We start from the raw sequence: 20,779 nt of genomic DNA, 5'->3' as shown, positions 1-20,779 counted from the left end.
CCTTATCGCACCATAAATTCGACGTCAGTCTTCAGCTCTTTCATCATCATGCTTTTGACCAGTTGCTGTACATCATAACCTTCAAAGATAATTTTGTGCAGCCCGTCCGCCAGTGGCATATAAACACCTAACTCTTCAGCCTTCTGGTGTACCTGACACAGGGTATTGACCCCCTCAGCTACCTGCCCAAGCGCTTCCTCTGCCTGCTTCAGGGTTTTGCCCTGTCCCAGGGCATACCCCACCTGATAGTTACGACTCAGGCTGGAAGTACAGGTAGCGATCAGGTCCCCCACACCGGCAAGCCCCAGAAACGTCAGCGGATTCGCCCCCAGCTTAACAGCAAAACGGCTCATTTCCGCCAGACTGCGGGTAATCAGCATACTTTTGGTATTTTCGCCCATTTTCATGGCGGTTCCCATACCCGTCACAATGGCGTAAATATTCTTCAGGGCGCCTGCCAGCTCAACCCCATAAACATCATGGTTGGAGTAAACCCGGAAGTAATCGCAGTGCAGCACGCTCTGAACAATTTCACACAGGTCATCATCTTCACTGGCAATCACCGAGGCTGTCACGGCTTTGGCAACAATCTCCTTAGCCAGGTTGGGGCCACTGAGAACACCCATCCGGATATCGGACACCTCTTCTTTGAGGATCTCGCTCATCAGGTCAAAAGTGACCGGTTCAATACCCTTGGTGGTACTCACCACAATTTTTCCCTTCAGCAGATCCCCCGCCTGTTGCACCACTGAACGGAAGGACTTGCTGGGGATGGCGATCAGTACGATATCGGCATCCGCAAGCACCGTCTGCAAATCCGTTGAAGCCCAGACTGACGGGTGGATAGAGAAACCCGGAAGATAGCGATGATTCACATGATCATCATTGATCCCCTGAACCTGCTCCGGATTGCGCATCCACAGGCGCACTTGATGTCCGTTGTTGGCTGAGATATCAGACAGAGCCGTGCCAAAGCTGCCGCCACCCAGAATGGCTATGGTATACTGCCTGCTGCCGTTGCTCGGTGTCATGTTTCAGTTTCCGGTCAGATTATTTCCTTTGAAACCAAAATGATACCTCATAGCGAGACACTCAGCAGCATAGAGAATGCACTGGCACCTAAATCAGTGCATAAATCTGTCCATAAATATGAGGGCAATCCTTCACTGTTGTAATTTTGTTAAATGCCCCCAAATAGGCATGATGTGTAACGAGAGCAATGGTATAGTTCAGCCACAAATATAGAGTGCAGCCACAAGTAGCCATGAGCGCACACGCAGCCATGAGCACATAAACAGCCACGAGCGGCTCTTTATGAAAACAGTGCTGTTCAAAAAAGCAGCTATCATACGCACACAGAATGACGGAACCCACAGAGCGTTTCCGATTGCCCATTGACTGCGTCCGGACTGAATGCTGATGCAGACATTTCATGGAATAACGAACGAATGAAGCAACAATCCTTCGAAAAAGACGATCTGATCCGCTGTTCACAAGGTGAACTGTTTGGCCCGGGCAATGCACAGCTGCCGGCTCCTAATATGCTGATGCTGGATCGTATTGCCCATATCTCCGACGAAGGCGGCGCCTATGGCAAGGGCGAAATCATTGCAGAACTGGACATCACGCCAGACCTGTGGTTTTTTGACTGCCATTTCCCGGGCGACCCGGTGATGCCTGGCTGCCTTGGGCTTGACGCCATGTGGCAGCTGGTTGGCTTCTTCCTGGGCTGGCAGGGCAATCCGGGGCGTGGCCGCGCGCTGGGCTGTGGCGAAGTGAAGTTCACTGGCCAGATTCTGCCGACCAGCAAGAAAGTGACGTACCGAATCAATATCAAGCGCGTTATTGCCCGTAAACTGGTACTGGGCATTGCTGACGGCAGTGTCAGCGTCGATGGCAGAGAGATTTATACTGCCGAAGGGCTGCGCGTTGGCCTGTTCCAGAACACAGACTCTTTCTGATTTCATTCAGCTAATTCAGGTTTACACAAATGAAACGAGTTGTAATTACAGGGATCGGCATCACTTCCTGCCTGGGTAACACTCAGGACACAGTGGCCGACTCTCTCAAGCAGGGACGTTCCGGAATTCGCTTCAACGAAAGTTATGCCGAGCAGGGATTCCGCAGTCAGGTATCTGGCAGTGTTGACATTGACCTGAGCGAACACATTGACCGTAAAACCGTTCGCTTTATGGGTAGCGCCGCTGCCTATGCCTACATCGCCATGAAACAGGCGATTGAAGACGCTGGTCTGGCCGAAGACCTGGTCTCTAACCCACGAACCGGTCTGATTGCAGCCTCCGGCGGAGCTTCTTCCGAAAACATCGTTGAGTCTGCCGACATCATGCGCAGTAAAGGCGTTAAGCGTGTTGGCCCATACCGTGTGACCCGCACCATGGGCAGTACCGTTTCAGCCTGCCTGGCAACACCGTTCAAGATTAAGGGTGTTAACTACTCCATTACATCTGCCTGTGCCACCAGCGCACACTGTATTGGCAACGCGCTAGAACAGATTCAACTGGGCAAACAGGATATTGTCTTTGCCGGTGGCGGTGAAGAAGAACACTGGACCCAGACCGGCCTGTTTGACGCCATGGGCGCTCTGAGTACCAAATACAATGACACACCAGACCAGGCTTCCCGGGCTTACGATGCGGACCGTGATGGCTTTGTTATTGCAGGCGGTGGCGGCATGGTTGTTGTCGAAGAACTGGAGCACGCCCTGGCACGGGGCGCTAAAATCTACGCAGAAATCGTAGGTTACGGTGCCACCTCTGATGGTTATGACATGGTTGCCCCATCCGGTGAAGGCGCTATTCGCTGCATGAAGATGGCACTGGAAACCGTTGACGGTCCTGTTGACTACATCAACACCCACGGTACCTCAACACCTGTGGGCGACGTTGCTGAGCTGAAAGCGCTGAAAGAAGTGTTTGGCAATGATATGCCAACCATCAGTTCCACCAAGTCCCTGTCTGGTCACTCCCTGGGGGCAGCTGGTGTTCAGGAAGCCATTTACTGCCTGCTGATGATGAAGCACGACTTTATCACCGCCTCAGCTAATGTTGAGACTGTCGATCCGGAAGCTGAAGGTCTGCCTATTCTGGTGGGAGGCTCTAAAGAGCAAAAGCTGAACCGCATCCTGTCTAACAGCTTCGGCTTCGGTGGTACAAACGCTTGCCTGGTGATGCAGCGCTACGATAGCTGATGTACACCTAAAGACGCTCTCCGATAATCCGGTCAGCGTTCAGAGCCGCCTTCTTCAGAAGGTGGCTCAACCCTTCTATTCCAAAGCACCAGCAAAGCCCCATCACAGCGCACAAGCTATCTGCGCCGCCAGCCGGACATTGTTTCTGATCAACGCCATATTTGCCTCTACCAGATTCAGCTCTTTATTTTGATGCAACTGCCTCAACAGAAAAGGCGTCACCCGCTTACCTGAAATACCTTTTTGCCTGGCCAGACTGATTGACTGTTCTATAACGGGCTCAAGCCGTTCAGCAGGAATCTCGAATTCCTTTGGGATAGGATTACAGATCACTAACCCGGAATCGAGCTTCATACTTTCCATCTGTCTGATAACCTCTGCAGCCTGACCGGGACTATCAAGACGATAGTCAACAAAACACCCGGAGTCTGATGAATAAAATGCCGGCACTGTCCCGGTTTGGTAGCCGAGCACGGGAACACCCATGGTTTCCAGATATTCCAGCGTCCCGGGAATATCAAGAATCGACTTAGCACCGGCACACACCACAGCCACAGGGGTTCTACCAAGCTCTACAAGATCCGCAGAAATATCAAATGACTGTGCCGCGTAACGATGCACACCGCCAATACCACCCGTAGCCAGAATTCTGATGCCGCACATTGATGCGATCAGCATCGAAGCGGCAAGCGTCGTTCCACCGGATAAAGCTGTTCCAGTGGATAAGGCAGAAGCCTGGAGGTAAGCCAGATCACGTCGGCTGGCTTTGTGAATGGAAGCATCCCCTGAAGCCAGAAACTCCAGCTCTTCATCCATAAGACCCACCTTTATTCTGCCTCGAATCACAGCGGTGGTGGCAGGCTGAACCCCTGCATCACGCAGGATCTGCTCCTGCTCTCTGGCAATGGCCAGATTGGCCGGAGCTCCAAACCCATTGGTAATCAGAGAAGACTCCAGGGCAACCACTGGTGTTCCTGATGCTAAGGCGCCAGCCACCTCTGGATGCACAAGACAATGCTCTGGCATAATCTTATCCCATCATTTCATTCGACTGTCTTTTTTCATCATACTCCTGCCAGGGAGACCGATTGACTGATTTTAGCTGGCTGGATACTGATCGTGCATTTTTCTCGCATGACTGTTTGGAAATTGAAAAAGATCAGAGCTATGTTCATTTTCCAATACAATCAACGCAGCCCTGACAAAATAATCGAATGCGAATGAATTATAATACTACTGCCGGGCTGATCCTGTTTAGTCTCTGCTGGTTATCTCTGCCACTCTCTGCAGGCAGCATCTATCCGTGGCTGGCAAAGACCGTCACCCTCCATAATGACAAAACCAGAAACAATAATTACGAACTTAACCCCCGGCTACCGGCAGACTGCTCCCGGGGTTCCTGTCCGAAACACTCACTGATGCGCGCCTATCAGGAGCTACAGTTTAAAAGCCTGGAAAAAAATCGGGGCATCCCCACCCACAATAAAGACGGAAAGACCCTGCGAGTGGTCACCTACAATGTTCATTTCTGGCAACAGGCTGGCATTAGGTATTTTTCAACATCAGGGAATGTCGCCAATGAACTGATTAAAGAGATGGTAGCAATGAATGCAGATGTCTATTTATTGCAGGAGGTCGTTTTCGAGCAGAATATCATTCATCGCCTGCTCAGGGCGCTCAAAATGCCCGAAACAGCGTATTATTTCTGCCCGGAGCCTGACAATTTCAAAAATTCTCTTCCTGTAGGCAACCTGACCCTGGTGCGCAAAAAAGCTGAACACCTCTATACCAGTTACTATTTTTATCATCCAACTGCGACTGGCACAGATTTACCTCTCCGTGATGGCGTCGTACCTGACACCTCATCATTACAAGGGCGATGCGCCATTATTAATACCATTATTCCAGACGGGACCGATCAGCTACTACAGATTGTTAATATTCATCTTGACCACACCGATGACAGCCAGCTTAAAACGTTACAGCTAGAGGGTACTTTAAACATGATGACTGCCAATCCTTACTACTCTGAAATCAGTACCCATTTTATTGGCGGCGACCTCAACACTCCGATGGCAAGACAGCTGTCTGAAAGAAAGCGTCTTGCACTTGAACTGAATGCCCGGTCAAGAAATACAACAGTAGACTTACATGTGCTGGAACTGCTCGAACAGCATGGCTATACAGACTCTTTTGACCACGCCTGCATTGCTCCCCCCGGCGCAACGGTCTGGTCACTGATACGTATTGATTACCTGTTCCTTAAACCCCGGAATCACAGTAATGTCTGCTTTACTGGCCAATACCTGTTTCATACACTCAACAGTGATCACAATGCCCTGGTGTTTGATATCCAATTCACGCCATAAGCCGACTGCTTATGGCTATTTTAAATTTATGACAAGATACCGTTAATTCGTTCTGCTACAAACTCCGTTGAGCCATCCATGTGAAAATGATGCGTGCCATTTATGGCGTGAAAATGCACATCAGGAAAACGCTCGGTACTGTGTCCGACAATGGAGTCAACCACTCCTTTTTCGGCATAAAACATATGGGTATCACACTCAAGGGCATCAACAAATGACATGGCCTGTTCCGGCGTAAACCGTAAAGGTGAAGACAGCGTGAGCCTTGGGTCGGTTCGCCAGGTCCAGGCATCGCCATCCAGATAAAGCGCCCGTTCTACCAGCAAGGCAGACGACGTCCGGCTGACCGGGAACTGCCCAAAAGAACGGATACGAACCGCGTGCTCCATGGTCTTGAAACGGTTAAGGGTTTTACCTTTACGGTGAGCTCTGCGCTGCTCAATATAGTCAGCCAGAACCCTTGGAGCATCTTCCGGTTTTCTAGGCCAGGGATACAGGCCATCAATACAGATCAGATGCTCGACCCGTTCCTTTAAAACGGTGGATGCCATAACAGAAACCACAGCACCCAGCGAATGTCCCATCAGACTGAAGCTCTGCAATTCTAATGTATCAGCAATATCAATGATGTCTTCAACATAGTTCCAGACGCAGTAATCCATATCCGCCGGACGATGCTGTGAACGTCCATGCCCGGCCAGATCAACAGCGATCAGTCGTATATTCTTTAACAGTGGGGCAACGGGGGTAAAACTGGCGGCATTATCCATCCAACCGTGAAAAGCCAGTACCGGTTTTGCCTCCGGATCACCCCACTCCAGGCCGGAAAATACCATTCGCCCTGTATTGATCTCAATATCTCTGGGCTGCATAGCACACTCCTGTCAGCCTATTTTTCAATGGCTTAACCTTCTTAATAATCAACAAAGCGCGTTAGTGTATTACAGCTGAGGCCGTATGTCAGGAAGGAGTGTTGCGTTAAAACTATTCACCAACCGCCAGCAGCAAAGGCAGGTTTTGCAGCCGCTTTACAATTCGATCCAGCATGGCAGGGTAAAGCGGATGACGCACCAGGTCTGAATACGCCCCCGTTGTGAGTCCCTGGGGCAACCAGGCGATTTCCGGCATAAAAGTCTGTTCACCCCGGTTCTGCAGTAAAAACTGCTGGGCCATTCTGGCCTGTTCCTCACTGCCCGTGAGTGCCGACGCAAAGCGTATACCCGCCATATCGGCGGTTAAATCAGAAAAGCTGAAACCACTGCCTCCCGCTTTGGCATCAGCCTTCTCTTTACTGATTCCTATATTCAGGGCGGTCTGTTCATCCAGAGTCAGGGCCAGAGCGGCACTGACAAGAAAGTGCTGGGTAAGGTCAAAACGCCCCCTGAGGATAATGGGGCGATCCAAAAACCTGGGCTTAATGCCAGGACCCAGTAGAGATCGTACCGAATCGTCCGCCACCTGAATCGCGAAAGCCCGGATCATACGACGATTCTCATCAACAGCACTACCCTCTTCACTGCGCGCCACCGCCAGCCCAACCATCGTTCGCAATAACCAGGACATGGGAATGTCAGACAGGGAGTGCTGGGAAGCAGCCGCGGCCAGAACACTGAGATAAAGCTCTATGGCGGCTTTTTCATCCTTATCACCCAATACCAGCTCCTCCGCCTGAGCTTTAAGGGTTTCTCGCAACTCTTTGTTGGAGCGATACACAAGGACTGCTTTATCGGGGAAAATATCAAAACGTTTGACGGCACCGGTAACGGTTTTCCAGAGTCTTGCGCGATTTTCAGGAAGTGCAGGAAAAACCAGTTCAGTCCAGGCCCGGCTTATCCACTCACCGGCAAAAGTCACAGTCCCCATCGTGGCATAATCCCAATTGGGAACTCCTTCATGACCTGAAAACATCAGCTCAACATTGATAAACCGGGGTTGATCAAGCTGAATCTGTGTAGTGACTCTCACCGCCAGCTTATCATCGATAAATGCGGTATCAGCGCCGTAGACTTTCACTCTGTCCTGCCCCAGCTGGTTCAGTCGGCTGGACCAGTAAAAAATCAGTGAGCGCAAATCCTGATCGTTAATCTCAACACGAAATAGCTTGTTCGAATCCACATCGGATTTCACCTGAGCAATCCAGTGTTCTGCCCGTTCAATAGATGGCGTCGAATCTTTCCAACCCTGAACAGTTGGCTCAGGTTCAAGGGAGACGATAAGCCACGTTAAAATGGCACCAAAAAATAAGGCCAGAAGAATAAACAGCCCACTAAAAAGCTTGATGATAGCTCCCACAGTCTGCTTCCCGTTGTAATTATCAGGCAAAATCCTGCTGTATAAGCTATCGGCCGTTTTGGTCAGGAAATCACCGGGTCAGAAAAAGTCTTCTTAACCCGGCTGAAGCTGGCGATGAAAGGACTGATTACAGACTGCGTGAATCAGGTTGAGGGTGGGAATAAGGGGTCATACATTGGCTGTTTCATGGCTTCCCTGACCAGACTCAACAGGTCAGACTCCCCCAACACCTGCAAATCAGCCAGCGCATTAATCACGAAATAAACCGGCTGAACAATATCAATACGATACGGCGTACGCAGCGCCCGGTTAACTCCAAACGGTTGATGGGTGGGTTTGCTGCCAAGGCAGGACCGTGTTTCCTTGTAGCTGGAAAGAATTCCCCCGCCATAGATGCGTTTTCCCTGGCTGGTTTCAAGCAATCCGAATTCCACTGTAAACCAGTACAGTCTGGCCAGATAAACCCGTTCTTCCTTACTGGCTCCCAGCCCCACCTTGCCAAAGGTCTCGGTCAGGGAAGCAAAGGCCGGATTGGTCAGCAACGGGCAGTGACCGAATATCTCATGGAAAATATCCGGCTCTTCCAGGTAATCCAGCTCATCGCGGGTTCGAATAAACGTCGCAACCGGAAACTGCTTATCTGCCAGTAACTGAAAGAAACGGTCAAATGAGATCAGCGCCGGAACCCGGGCAACGCCCCATCCGGTCTCTTTTGCCAGAATCCTGGAAACATCCGGCAGTTGAGGAATATTATCCGGCGACAGCCCCAGCAGTTCCAGACCGGAAATAAACTCATCGCAGGCACGATCCGGGAGAATCTTTATCTGTCGATTGTAAAGAATGCTCCAGGTTTCATGCTCTTCATCCGGATAATGGATAAAACCCTGTTCATCCGGTTTTCTAGCCGTGTATTTTGATGATTTCATAATTACTCATCCTTGAGAACTCCGCGGCGAATCTGGTCTCGCTCAATACTCTCAAACAGAGCCTTGAAGTTACCTTCACCAAAGCCTTCATCCCCTTTGCGCTGGATAATCTCAAAAAAGATCGGACCAATTACCGTCTTGGTAAAAATCTGCAACAGCAGGCCATCTCCGGAAGCATTGGTCTGCCCACCATCCAACAAAATCCCCCTCTTCTGCAATGCACTTTCATCTTCATCGTGCCAGGGCAACCGTTCAGACAACATTTCATAATAGGTATCTGGAGGTGACGGCATAAACCCGGTTCCCAGCTCGCGCATACGATCAACGGTTTCGAAGATATTCCGAGCGGTCAGGGCGATATGCTGAATGCCCTCTCCATTGTACTGTTCCAGATACTCGGCAATCTGGCTTTTGTCATCAGAAGATTCATTGATAGGAATTTTTACTTTGCCGCAGGGACTGGTCATTGCCCTGGACCTCAGGCCTGTCAGTTTGCCTTCGATATCAAAGTAGCGAATTTCCTTAAAGTTAAACAGGCGCTCATAAAAGCCTGCCCATTTGTCCATATCACCCATGGCAACGTTGTGGGTCAGATGGTCCAGCACTTCCAGACCGACGCCGTCTTTATCCGCAGCCGCTGATGCCGGTAACGTTTCAAATTCATCGTCAAAAATGGAGCCGTCTTCGCCATAGCGGTCAACAAGGTAGAGCAGGCTCTGACCAATGCCTTTAATACAGGGGACCTTTCGGTCATTAACGCCAAGTTCAGAATCACCGGCGTCGGCCCCCAGAGACAGCGCACGATCAAAGGCGTAATCGGCATCAGCGACCCTGATACCAAAGGAACAGGCACAGGGGCCATGAATTTCATAAAACGACCGGCCAAATGAAGCCGCCTCTCCATTGACCAGAAACCGGATGTCTCCCTGTTCGTAGAGAGTAATGTCTTTGGATTTATGCTTTCTGGCTGACACAAAACCAAAACTACGGAAAAGCTGATGAAGCTCCTGCGGATTGGCTGAAGCAAATTCGACAAACTCAAAGCCGTCGGTACCCATCGGATTACTGTCAGTAATTAACTGCCTTCGATTCGTTTCCTTCATGAATTACCCTCACTGATATCGGGATAACAGTATAGTTAAGAGCGGTTGCGGTACTGTTTTTTTTGTTGTGAACCGAATCTCTTCTGTCGGTTATTTACTCATTCAGTATATCCACAGCAAGATACAAAAGGGTTGCGATCTGGATGGCAGTCAAGCACGATAATGCAAAGAATCCGCATTTTTTGCCCTGCCAGTGCAATCATGTCCACTTCGGGAGGATAAGCAGAACAATGGCTGAACAGCTCGATTCATACGACTTGCGACTTCTGGATACACTACAGACCGAAGCAACCCGTTCGCTGGCAGAAGTCGCTGAAAAGGTCAGACTGTCAGCATCCCAGTGCTCACGGCGGATCAACAGGCTGAAGGAACAGGGTTATATCCGCAGCCAGGTCACACTGTTGAATCCACAGGCCCTGGGGCTGGATGTTGAAGCTTTTATTACTATCCAGCTGGAAAAACACGATGAACAGACCACCCGGCACTTCAATAACGCTGTAAATACCCTTGATGCCATTCTTGAATGTCATGCCATCACCGGTGATGGTGACTACCTGCTGCGAGTGATAGCCCCAAACCGTCAGGCACTGACGGACTTTCTTATGAACGAGCTGATGACTTTGCCCGGTGTCTGTCAGGTTAAAACGGCACTGGCCCTGTCTTCGATAAAATCATCAACCCGCCTGCCTATCGCCTGATTCGATCTGATACATCAGTACAACCACTCATTTGAAAGTCATGGTCAATCATTAGCATACCGCCATTTAGGCATCACATCATGATTGACTCTATGTACACCCGGCATGCTGAGGACTATGCACAGGCCATCCGGGATAATGTCTATAACGGATTACTTGAACGTCCTTCTATGCTGTCCATGCTGCCAGAGCTTCAGGACAAGAAGATTCTCGACCTGGGTTGCGGTCCCGGAGCCTATTGCAGACACTTTATTGAACAGGGTGCCATTGTTCGTGCCACTGACCGGTCTGCTGAAATGGTGGAGCTGGTTCAACGAGAGTTTGGGGAAAAGGTTTCCGCTTACCAGCACGATCTGGCACATGGACTGAAAGAAGAAAGCAGCCAGAGCATCGACCTCATTGTCTGCCCATTGACGATTCACTACCTTAACGACCTGATGCCGTTGTTTTCAGACGTTCGCAGAGTGTTAAAGGACGATGGTTCTTTTTTCTTTTCAACCCATCATCCTATGGTGGATTTCAGCGCGTCACCATCCGGAAATTATTTCAAAAAGGAACTGATTACTGAAGAGTGGGACACCATTGGCAAACCTGTTGAAGTTCAGTTTTTCCGGCGCTCGCTGACAGAGCTGTTCCGGTCTGTCAGTGAAGCCGGCCTCTACGTTGCTCGTCTGGAAGAAGGCAAACCGGCAGAGGCCATGAAAGATCGCCATCCAGACGATTTTGCCTGGCTCTCCACACATCCGAACTTTATTTTCTTTGAATGTAAAAAGCTCGATTGACCCATACCGACAGAAGTTTCTGAACTATCTTTGTCACTGACTTTCAGCGGACTCTTTAATGGACGCTCTAATGGAGGACTATCATGCAAGAATATGAAGAGCTGATGGGCGAACTGATCGAACTGGGCATTACCGCCAACCCGGTCAGCCCTTTTGCCTGCTGCATTATAGACCCATGCGGTCAGATTCTGGTGACTGCAGCCAACGCCATACACATCAGCCCCCTTTTCAGTGCCGAAGGACTGGCTATCCATATGCTGGCAGGTAACTATCACTGCAAGCCTGAACAGAACCTGACCCTGGTCACCAACGCCGAACCAGACCCTGGTGCCATGGCCGCTATTGTCTGGGCAAGATGCAGCGGCATTACTATCTCCCGCATCATCTTCGGTGCATCCAGAGCAGGACTGAAACAAATATGGGAATGCGACTTCAGTCTTTCTGCAGAGCAGATGCTTGAGACGGTTGCCAAAGAACACAGGCCAGAGCTGACCGGGCAGGTGATTGAGGAGGATTGCCTGGAGTCATTCCGAGAGGGTAAGGAACTGAAAGAGGAAGGTGATACGCCGGTGATGTCTCTGGATATGGATGACTACTGGATGGCTGGTGACTGGCTGCTGGACCTGGAGGAGCGTGAATAATGGTTTTTTACTCCTGACTCTTTATTTCAGACCTATATATCAGACAAAAAGAAGCCGGAACAATGTCCGGCTTCTTTTTTACCTAATCAGAATGATGTTTATCACTCATCTTCGTCATAGATTTTAATTTTGGCGTCGTCTTTCAGACTGCGCACATACTGGTCAAACAGCACCCGGCCATTACCGGCAGCGATGTAGCTGGCCATCATACGAGCCTGGGCGACATCGTCAATCGCAGCTTCACCTGCATGAACCTGACTCAGGGCAATCACAACAATATCACCACCAGGCAGCTCTGTGCGATCAAAAACCTGCTCGCCTTCAGCCGGATGCGGCATTTTGAAAGCGGTCGTCAACAGCTGACGGGCAACACCCGGCTGATTGCGGGCAGCCTTGTCTGACCCGGACCATTCCAGCCCGGCATCTGTTGCCACTTTCTTACTGTCAACCCCTTCCTGCAACTGAACGATCAATTGCTCAGCCTGCTCCTGCAGCTGGTCACGCGTCTTCTCAGCCTTCAGGGACTGAACGATGCTGTCACGCACCTGTTCCAGCGGCTTCTGTTCAGGCTGTCTGTGATCTTTCACACGCAGAACCAGCACCTCTTCCGGGCTGATTTCAATCAGTTCACTGTTTGCACCCAGATCCAGTACTTCCTCGTCAAAGGCTTCTGCAATCACACGGGGATTGGAAGTGATTTCATCCGTACCACCCTGGCGACCGAACGGCTCAGACACCTTGATTTCCAGGCCCATCTGTTCAGCAGGCTGAGTCAGGTCAGACGCTTCAAAACTGATATCTGCCAGCAGACGGCTCTGATCCAGGAACAGAACGTTGACTTCCTGAGCTTGCAGGTCACTCAACAGCTGTGCTTTCACTTCGTCAAAGGATGGCAGAGTCGCTTTTTCACGGGCAGTGACTGTCAGGATCTGCAGGCCAAACTCGGTTTCAACCGGTTCAGACACCTCATCGATCTCCAGTCTGCTGATAGCGTCGTCAAAGGCAATACCAAAGAAACCCTCTTCAACCATACCCATATTACCGCCTTTATCAGCAGTAATCGGATCATCAGAGTATGTCTTTGCCAGTTCAGCAAAGGACTCTCCGGCTGCCAGCCTGGCTTCGATTTCTGCCGCACGTTCTTCAGCCGCAGCCAGATCACGCTTATCACCGGTTTCGATCAAAATGGTCGACACCTGCTGTTTATCACGGCTGGTTTCTTTCAGCTGATCGGTGTAACGATGATATTCATCACGCAGTTCCTGGTCGCTGATTTCGATATCGCTCTTCAGGTCTGCCTTTTTCATCTCTACGTACTGAATGACGACCTGCTCTTCGGTCATAAAACGTTCAGAGTGGGTTTCGTAGTAGGCGACAATCTCTTCTTCAGAAGGCTGGATGCTGTCACGAACCTTGTCAGCTTCGAGGGTCAGCCAGGCGATATCACGGGTCTGGCGCTCCAGGCTGTTAAGCTGTCTGATTTCAGCTGCTGTCACAAACTCACTGCCGGCAATACCGGATTGCATCTGGTTCATGAGAATGTCTTCACGCAGCACTGAACGAAACTGCAGGGGGGTCATACCAACACTGCGCAGGACCATCTGGAAACGGTCCTGATTAAACTGGCCGTCCTGCTGGAATTCTGGAATAGAAAGAATCAACTGATCCAGGCTGACATCGCTGACGTCCATTTTCCCGGACCTGGCAGCTTGCAGGAGCAAGGCACGCTCGATCAGGCTGTCCAGAACATTGTTCTGCAGCAGTTTGTCGTCAACCAGAGATGGATCAAAACGCTCTCCCATCTGCTGGATCATGGCGCGACGCTGCTGGTCAACTGACTGGCTCAGCTGAAAGCGGCTGATTTCCTCGCCGTTAACTTTGGCAACATCACTGTTGTTAGGATTAGGTGCCAGTGTTTCGAGGCCGGTAATGGCCATCATAAAAGCGATCACGCCGACAACCACAAAGGTTACCCAGCTTTTCGACTTTTCCCTCATTGTTTGGAGCATATCAACCTCATGTTCCAAGCTCGGCTAATGTCTGAGACTGCTGCTAAGTGCGGCCAGACGCCCAAGTTTACTGTTCGCCCCGAACAGGCACAGGTAAACCACTGGCCTTCGAGTTAAAAAAAAAGCGCATCGACTGATGCGCCTTTTTGGATGTAACGGAGATTATATTCAAAGACTGAGTCATTGCCAATCTCTGCCAGCATCCGGTGTTTAGGTTCTGCGAAGCCTGCAACCAGGCTTCTACCCAGCGCGAATTAAACGTTAACCGCGTCCTTGAGAGCCTTACCAGCCTTGAAGCTAGGGATTTTGGCAGCAGCGATTTCGATAGGCTCGCCAGTCTGAGGGTTACGACCAGTACGGGCCGCACGATCCTTGACAGCGAAAGTACCAAAACCAACCAGAACAACCTGCTCACCGTTTTTCAGAGCATCGGTAACCGTGTTGATCATAGCGTCCAGCGCACGTCCAGCCTGCGCCTTTGGGATGTCTGCAGATGCCGCGATGGAATCAATCAGCTCGGACTTGTTCACTCGAATTCCCCTTCTTTGTAGGATGCTTTGTAGCCGTTTGGCTAGAAGGCAGTCAGAAACGTAAACGCCCCGAATGCCTGACCCAATAAGTGTTTCGCTATGCTGCGTGATTTTTGCTGAAAACACAAGCAACCTGACCTGACAATACTCAGCAAAAACCTCTCACTGCGCGATTCACCGTCATTTTTGTCCTGCCTGTCGTGACCTGATGATAAAAATGGACAAGTACGGCAGGCAGAACGACCGGAACCCTGTTCCAAACAGATGAGAGTCCAGTACTGCAGACAATATGACTGCAAAAAACCGACATCCACCTTAATACGATGCAACGATGCAACGCAATAGACTGTGCCTGTTTTCCGGGGCTAAATGCCTGAAAATACTAAAAACTTGTCAAAAAGTTACCCGTAACTGTGACTAAATCGTTACTGTAACCCTTTTACACAAGACATCTCGGTCTGCGGCTTGAGGTAGCGGCTTTTTATACCAACGCCGTTGTGGCTCTGTCAACAAGCAAACCCGCGTCATTACTGCACGTCAGCCCCAAAACAGAGGCTGACGTGCAGAATCAATCAATGGGTTTTGATCAGTTTGTCAGGTTCTTCGGATTTAATTTCGGCTTTTACTGACTCAGATGGCTCTGGCAGGGCCGCTGGCGTGTATTGCAGCGCCACTTCCAGCACCTGATCAATCCATTGCACAGGAATGATCTCAAGCGCTTCCTTGATGTTGTCAGGAATTTCCTTAAGATCTCTGCGGTTTTCTTCAGGAATGACCACTTTTTTAATGCCACCCCGGTGAGCCGCCAGCAGTTTCTCCTTCAGACCACCGATGGCCAGCACCTGTCCGCGCAGGGTGATTTCGCCAGTCATGGCCACTTCGGCCTTAACCGGAATACCGGTCAACACAGACACCAGTGCGGTACACATGCCAATACCGGCACTTGGGCCATCCTTCGGCGTCGCCCCTTCCGGCACATGGATATGAAGATCGTTCTTCTGATGGAAGTCCGCATCAATCCCCAGCGCCCTGGCACGACTTCTGACGACGGTCAGCGCTGCCTGAATGGATTCCTGCATCACATCACCCAGAGAGCCGGTCTTGGTAATTTGCCCTTTGCCCGGCACTGCCATGGACTCAATGGTCAACAGCTCACCACCGACCTGGGTCCAGGCCAGTCCGGTTACCTGCCCTACCTGATCCTGGTCTTCTGCACGCCCGAAACTGAACTTGCGCACACCCAGGAAATATTCAAGGACTTCCGGTATTACTACATCTTTACGGTCTTCAACCGACAGGGCGGCATCTTTCACAGCCTTGCGACAGATCTTGGCAATCTCCCGCTCCAGGCCACGCACACCCGCTTCACGGGTGTAGTAACGAATAATGTCACGCAGTGCGGTTTCTTCAAAGGACAGCTCCTTGTCCTTCAGGCCGCTGTTTTTGATTTGCTTGGGTACCAGATAACGAGTGGCGATATTCACCTTTTCGTCTTCGGTGTAACCCGGTATGCGAATGACTTCCATACGATCCAGCAGTGGCGCCGGAATATTCATAGAGTTGGAGGTACAGACAAACATCACGTCAGAGAGGTCGTAGTCCACTTCCAGATAATGATCGTTGAACGAGTTGTTCTGCTCCGGGTCCAGCACTTCCAGCAGGGCGGAAGAGGGATCGCCACGCATATCGGAACCCATCTTGTCGATCTCGTCCAGCAGGAACAGCGGGTTACGCACTTCCGCCTTGGACATTTTCTGGATCAGCTTGCCAGGCATGGAACCAATGTAAGTACGACGATGACCGCGTATTTCCGCCTCATCCCGAACACCACCCAGCGCCATGCGTACAAACTTGCGGTTGGTCGCTCTGGCGATGGACTCACCGAGAGAGGTTTTACCCACACCCGGAGGACCTACCAGACACAGGACCGGACCCTTGATCTTCCTGACACGTTTCTGGACAGCAAGGTATTCCAGAATTCGTTCTTTCACCTCTTCCAGGCCAAAGTGTTCATTTTCAAGGATATCCTGGGCGCGCTTCATATCGTGACGAACCTTGCTGCGCTTTTTCCAGGGTACAGAGATCATCCAGTCGATATAGCCACGCACCACCGTTGCCTCGGCGGACATCGGTGACATCATCTTCAGCTTGTTGAGTTCGGCCAGAGTCTTTTCTTTAGCTTCTGCCGGCATACCAGCCGATTCGATTTTCTCTTTCAGCTCATCCAGCTCATTGGGCGCTTCGTCCATATCGCCCAGCTCTTTCTGAATAGCCTTCATCTGTTCGTTGAGATAGTACTCACGCTGGCTGCGTTCCATCTGTTTTTTTACGCGGCCACGGATTTTTTTCTCGACCTGCATAAAGTCCATTTCGCCCTGCATGATACCAATCAGATATTCAAGGCGATCACCCAGGTCTTCGATTTCCAGCACTTTCTGCTTGTCTTCGATCTTCATGGGCATGTGAGCAGCAATGGTATCCACCAGCTTGGACGGCTCATCAATACCTGACAGGGAGGTCAGGACTTCATTGGGGACTTTTTTGCTGAGCTGAACATACTGCTCAAACTGAGACATCAGGGAACGGACCAGAATTTCACCTTCCCGCTCACTGACATAAGGCGTAGTCGCCATCTGTATGGAGGCCATCACATAGCCGTCGGTGTCATACAGATCATCAACATAAACTCGTTTTTCACCTTCAACCAGTACCTTGACGGTGCCATCCGGCAGTTTCAGTAACTGGAGAATGCTGGCAACGGTACCCACGGAAAACAGCTCTGATTCTGACGGGTCATCGACCTGAGCATTTTTCTGGGCCACCAGAAGTATTTTCTTGCCCTTCGACATTGCCTCATCGAGAGCCAGAATGGATTTTTCACGCCCTACAAATAAAGGAATAACCATGTGCGGGTAGACAACGACATCCCGCAATGGCAACAACGGCAGATCGAAGGGTTCTGACAAGTGTACAGTATCGTTATTATCCATGATTCAGCTCCCCTTATAACGGCTTCACAACTTGGGCTGACCTGAGTTAATCGACACCTGACGGTTGTCAGGCCGTATGACAAAGAGTCAGCAGGTACCTGCAGCGATTGAGCCATTATACAAATCGGCAGGCTCTTACCTGCAAAGATGCGGGTTTTCTTGTGAAATTACAATAGTCCGCTCCATTTAGACCATGGCTTTTTAAAGTGGTTCAGCCCCTTCAGCCACTCGACTCAGCCAAAAGCTGACCATCCCGGGTCTGCTTTTCTGGCTACAGAGCTTTTATCTGTATAGGCCGACGATCTTTCGCCACTCTGATTTTCCATCCCTCTATTGCAGTTTTTTCTGTGCGAGTGTGGCCCAGCAGGTAATACAGCCTCTGGGTCTGCTCTCCACCCTTCCCCAGCTTGAAACGATCACGCAGATAATAAGGTGGCATATTCTGATAGTTCAGCTGCACAAAAGCACTGGCAGCCCCCTTAATCTGACTGAACGGGATTTTATATAAAATACTATCTGCTCCGTCGCCATCGGTGAAATTAATATCGTCATTCGGGTCACTGGCACCGTCCGGCAATGGTTTCCTCAGAGAATCCGGTAAAGCCTTATCCTCAACCTTTCCCAGAAGGCAGACCGGCATTAACGAAGTCCACTTTTCAAGTAACTCTTTAACACCAGGCTTCTGGTCAGTTTTCAAAGCTTTTAACGCCTTGTCATATTGCTGCTTGATGTGATCATAGTGATAGCCCCTGGGGAACAGCCGGTTTTCTTTCACTACTTTGCCTATGCCGAGGAAACTGGTATTCAGCAGATAACTGTCCCCGTACTGGTTAAGGTATCGTTCTTCATAAATCTGCACCTGGTCTTCCCGGGTAATCACTTCCCAGTGCGGCTGAATTTGATCCCACTGCTGGGTAAACTCTGACTTAAGTGGTTCGGAACGGATCAGGTCGTGTCCATTTAAAATCACTCCCTTGGAGCGAAAGGCTTCCTTGAAGTGGATTACCCAGAACCAACCGTCGGCTGATGCACCATTTTTCTTGACCATCACCGCCCAGCCAATGACCAGGTCCTCTTCCGGGTACTCAGGCGTAACCGTTTTGTACATCTCCTTGACCATGGTTGCCCCATCAGGAAGCGCTTTGTTATCCATTTCAGCATTGCATTCGGACACCGAAGGTTTAATGGCTGAGTTTCTGCACTTTTTCAGCCATTTTACAATATCGGGCGAATAGTAAATCCGGACCCGGTGATGGGTCGAACCATCAATCAGCTCACCTTTCTGTGTTCGGTGAATATCACCGGTTGGACGGATAACAGGATCGTGCTGCCAGTCGCGGTAGTGCAGCCCCTCAACAAAACGAACGACTTTGGTGATATTTCCGGAATGTGAGATGTTAGCCGTATTCGATGATGCATCAATATCCGGACCGAAACGCGGCCCCGTGAAAGACGTCGGTGTATCAGTAAGGGGCGAGCAGGCAATCAAAAAAGCCACAACAATGGCAGTGAAGAGCAGAACACCAACCAGAGTACCATTCACTTTAAGCGATGGAAAAGGGTTCTCAGGCTCACGCATAAGAAGCTCCGAACTGCTGAAAACACGAAACGCGGCCAAGCTTCAAGAATAGTATTTAATTTACCCGTCGCTTATTGGGTTGATAATAACCATCATGAATGTGGTTGGTTTGACTATAGAAAGGCACTGGAGAGTACAGAACAGAAAGAAAAAAGCCGAACAGACCATTTATTCACAGGAACAAACGACTATTCGGCTTTATTTTCTATGATCAGAGGCAGTGAACAAACGCCTTTCACTGCGGACCGGATAATCCAGCCCTACCCGTTATCAGGCAGAACCTTCGCTTCCGTGTTTTCATAAATCAGCAGAGGCTCCGACTTACCTTCAATCACAGAAGCGTCAATGACCACCTTGGAGACAGTATCTTCTGAAGGGATGTCGTACATGGTATCCAGCAGTACACCTTCCAGAATAGAACGGAGGCCACGAGCACCCGTCTTGCGTTCCATCGCTCTCTTGGCAACGGCACGCAGTGCGTCATCACGGAAGTCAACGTCCACGTTTTCCATCTCAAACAGCTTGCGATACTGCTTGGTCAGGGCATTCTTAGGCTCGGTCAGAATCTGCACCAGGGCATCTTCATCCAGTTCTTCCAGTGTTGCAATCACAGGCAGACGGCCAATGAATTCCGGAATCAGACCAAACTTCACCAGATCTTCCGGCTCAACCTCTTTAAAGGTTTCACCCAGATCCTTCTTGTCGTCCTTGCTCTTCACTTCTGCCGAGAAGCCAATGCTGGTCTTATCGGTACGGTCACGGATGACCTTGTCGAGACCAGCGAAGGCACCACCACAGATAAACAGGATATTCGAGGTATCAACCTGCAGGAACTCCTGCTGTGGATGCTTGCGCCCACCCTGTGGCGGTACGGAAGCGACCGTACCTTCAATCAGTTTCAGCAATGCCTGCTGTACGCCTTCACCAGACACGTCACGGGTGATGGAGGGGTTGTCAGACTTTCTGGAAATTTTGTCGATCTCGTCAATGTAGACAATACCCATCTGGGCTTTTTCTACATCGTAATCACATTTCTGCAGCAGCTTCTGAATAATATTCTCAACGTCTTCACCCACATAACCCGCTTCAGTCAGCGTCGTGGCATCAGCCATAGTGAATGGTACATTGAGCAGGCGAGCCAGTGTTTCTGCCAGCAGCGTTTTACCACTACCGGTTGGCCCCAGCAGCATGATGTTACTCTTGCCAAGTTCTACACTGTTCTTGTTTTTGTCTTTGCCTTCAGAGGCTTTATCGTCACCAAAGCGCAGACGCTTGTAGTGGTTGTATACAGCTACCGACAGTACCTTCTTGGCCCGCGGTTGACCGATAACATACTCGTCGAGAATCGCCTTGATTTCGCGAGGTGTCGGCAGCTTGTCAGAAGAGGTTTCGGTATCACTGTCCTGAATCTCTTCCCGAATAATGTCGTTGCACAGGTCAACGCACTCGTCACAGATAAATACGGATGGACCGGCAATCAGCTTACGCACTTCATGCTGGCTTTTTCCGCAGAAAGAGCAGTACAGCAGCTTGCCGTTGTCCTCTCCCTTACCGCTTGTTTCGTCGGTCATTCGATTACCCTGATGTAGAAACAGCACCTAATAGGAACAAGATGCAGGCATTATGGTGCTTTTTCAAGTCCCCGCATGGAA

Annotated in this window: 17 protein-coding genes; 6 read left to right on the top strand and 11 right to left on the bottom strand. The window is 50.3% G+C overall.

Annotated elements, in window-relative coordinates; all coding sequences use genetic code 11:
- Window positions 1-2 precede the first annotated feature (2 nt).
- Window positions 3-1,031 (bottom strand): NAD(P)H-dependent glycerol-3-phosphate dehydrogenase, encoded by a 1,029-nt coding sequence (locus V5J35_RS22055; RefSeq protein WP_354009196.1) that lies wholly within the window; start codon window positions 1,029-1,031, stop codon window positions 3-5.
- A gap of 417 nt (window positions 1,032-1,448) precedes the next feature.
- Between V5J35_RS22055 and fabA the strand changes: the two genes are divergently transcribed.
- Together fabA and fabB are read left to right on the top strand one after the other, a co-directional pair.
- On the top strand, window positions 1,449-1,961 hold the full coding sequence (fabA, locus tag V5J35_RS22050) for a 3-hydroxyacyl-[acyl-carrier-protein] dehydratase FabA (RefSeq protein WP_354009195.1): 513 nt from the start codon (window positions 1,449-1,451) through the stop codon (window positions 1,959-1,961).
- Window positions 1,962-1,990: 29 nt separating this feature from the next.
- The gene (fabB, locus tag V5J35_RS22045) at window positions 1,991-3,208 is read left to right on the top strand and encodes a beta-ketoacyl-ACP synthase I (RefSeq protein WP_354009194.1); all 1,218 of its coding nucleotides are present in this window, start codon (window positions 1,991-1,993) and stop codon (window positions 3,206-3,208) included.
- 102 nt (window positions 3,209-3,310) lie between these two features.
- Here fabB and V5J35_RS22040 read toward each other — a convergent pair whose 3' ends face one another.
- Window positions 3,311-4,234 (bottom strand): pseudouridine-5'-phosphate glycosidase, encoded by a 924-nt coding sequence (locus V5J35_RS22040; protein ID WP_354009193.1) that lies wholly within the window; start codon window positions 4,232-4,234, stop codon window positions 3,311-3,313.
- Between the two features lie 188 nt (window positions 4,235-4,422).
- Here V5J35_RS22040 and V5J35_RS22035 point away from each other — a divergent pair, with 188 nt between their 5' ends.
- Window positions 4,423-5,577 (top strand): exonuclease/endonuclease/phosphatase family protein, encoded by a 1,155-nt coding sequence (locus V5J35_RS22035; RefSeq protein WP_354016499.1) that lies wholly within the window; start codon window positions 4,423-4,425, stop codon window positions 5,575-5,577.
- Between the two features lie 26 nt (window positions 5,578-5,603).
- Here the strand turns inward: V5J35_RS22035 and V5J35_RS22030 are convergent, their stop codons facing one another.
- The 4 genes from V5J35_RS22030 to hppD form a co-directional block, all read right to left on the bottom strand.
- Window positions 5,604-6,449 carry an alpha/beta fold hydrolase gene (locus V5J35_RS22030; protein ID WP_354009191.1) on the bottom strand — a complete coding sequence of 282 codons (846 nt, stop codon included), beginning with the start codon at window positions 6,447-6,449 and terminating at the stop codon, window positions 5,604-5,606.
- A 112-nt stretch (window positions 6,450-6,561) separates the two neighbouring features.
- Entirely contained in the window at window positions 6,562-7,869 is a 1,308-nt protein-coding gene (locus V5J35_RS22025) for a hypothetical protein (RefSeq protein ID WP_354009190.1), read from the bottom strand.
- A 143-nt stretch (window positions 7,870-8,012) separates the two neighbouring features.
- Entirely contained in the window at window positions 8,013-8,795 is a 783-nt protein-coding gene (phhA, locus tag V5J35_RS22020; protein ID WP_354009189.1) for a phenylalanine 4-monooxygenase, read from the bottom strand.
- A gap of 2 nt (window positions 8,796-8,797) precedes the next feature.
- On the bottom strand, window positions 8,798-9,898 hold the full coding sequence (hppD, locus tag V5J35_RS22015) for a 4-hydroxyphenylpyruvate dioxygenase (RefSeq protein ID WP_354009188.1): 1,101 nt from the start codon (window positions 9,896-9,898) through the stop codon (window positions 8,798-8,800).
- Between the two features lie 230 nt (window positions 9,899-10,128).
- Between hppD and V5J35_RS22010 the strand changes: the two genes are divergently transcribed.
- The 3 genes from V5J35_RS22010 (at window position 10,129) to V5J35_RS22000 (ending at window position 12,019) form a co-directional block, all read left to right on the top strand.
- Window positions 10,129-10,596 (top strand): Lrp/AsnC family transcriptional regulator, encoded by a 468-nt coding sequence (locus tag V5J35_RS22010; protein WP_354009187.1) that lies wholly within the window; start codon window positions 10,129-10,131, stop codon window positions 10,594-10,596.
- Between the two features lie 80 nt (window positions 10,597-10,676).
- Complete coding sequence (locus tag V5J35_RS22005) at window positions 10,677-11,378, top strand: class I SAM-dependent methyltransferase (RefSeq protein WP_354009186.1); 702 nt, start codon at window positions 10,677-10,679, stop codon at window positions 11,376-11,378.
- Between the two features lie 83 nt (window positions 11,379-11,461).
- The gene (locus V5J35_RS22000) at window positions 11,462-12,019 is read left to right on the top strand and encodes a cytidine/deoxycytidylate deaminase family protein (RefSeq protein WP_354009185.1); all 558 of its coding nucleotides are present in this window, start codon (window positions 11,462-11,464) and stop codon (window positions 12,017-12,019) included.
- Window positions 12,020-12,120: 101 nt separating this feature from the next.
- On the opposite strand, the gene V5J35_RS21995 is transcribed toward V5J35_RS22000, so the two are convergent.
- The 5 genes from V5J35_RS21995 to clpX all read right to left on the bottom strand — a co-directional run bounded on the left by V5J35_RS21995 (window position 12,121) and on the right by clpX (window position 20,698).
- A complete protein-coding gene (locus V5J35_RS21995; RefSeq protein WP_354009184.1) occupies window positions 12,121-14,028 on the bottom strand; it encodes a SurA N-terminal domain-containing protein in 1,908 nt (635 codons plus the stop codon).
- A gap of 254 nt (window positions 14,029-14,282) precedes the next feature.
- Window positions 14,283-14,558, bottom strand: coding sequence for an HU family DNA-binding protein (locus V5J35_RS21990; protein WP_034873233.1), 276 nt, complete (start codon window positions 14,556-14,558; stop codon window positions 14,283-14,285).
- 572 nt (window positions 14,559-15,130) lie between these two features.
- Window positions 15,131-17,548: an endopeptidase La gene (gene lon, locus V5J35_RS21985; RefSeq protein ID WP_354009183.1), complete on the bottom strand. Its 2,418-nt coding sequence runs from the start codon at window positions 17,546-17,548 to the stop codon at window positions 15,131-15,133.
- A 271-nt stretch (window positions 17,549-17,819) separates the two neighbouring features.
- Window positions 17,820-19,127 (bottom strand): hypothetical protein, encoded by a 1,308-nt coding sequence (locus tag V5J35_RS21980; RefSeq protein WP_354009182.1) that lies wholly within the window; start codon window positions 19,125-19,127, stop codon window positions 17,820-17,822.
- Between the two features lie 260 nt (window positions 19,128-19,387).
- Window positions 19,388-20,698, bottom strand: coding sequence for an ATP-dependent protease ATP-binding subunit ClpX (gene clpX, locus V5J35_RS21975; RefSeq protein ID WP_354009181.1), 1,311 nt, complete (start codon window positions 20,696-20,698; stop codon window positions 19,388-19,390).
- Window positions 20,699-20,779 lie beyond the last annotated feature (81 nt).

The organism is Endozoicomonas sp. NE40 (assembly GCF_040549045.1).
In the GTDB taxonomy this organism is placed as follows: Bacteria; Pseudomonadota; Gammaproteobacteria; order Pseudomonadales; family Endozoicomonadaceae; genus Endozoicomonas_A; species Endozoicomonas_A lisbonensis.
This window is presented reverse-complemented; position numbering and strand designations above follow the sequence as displayed.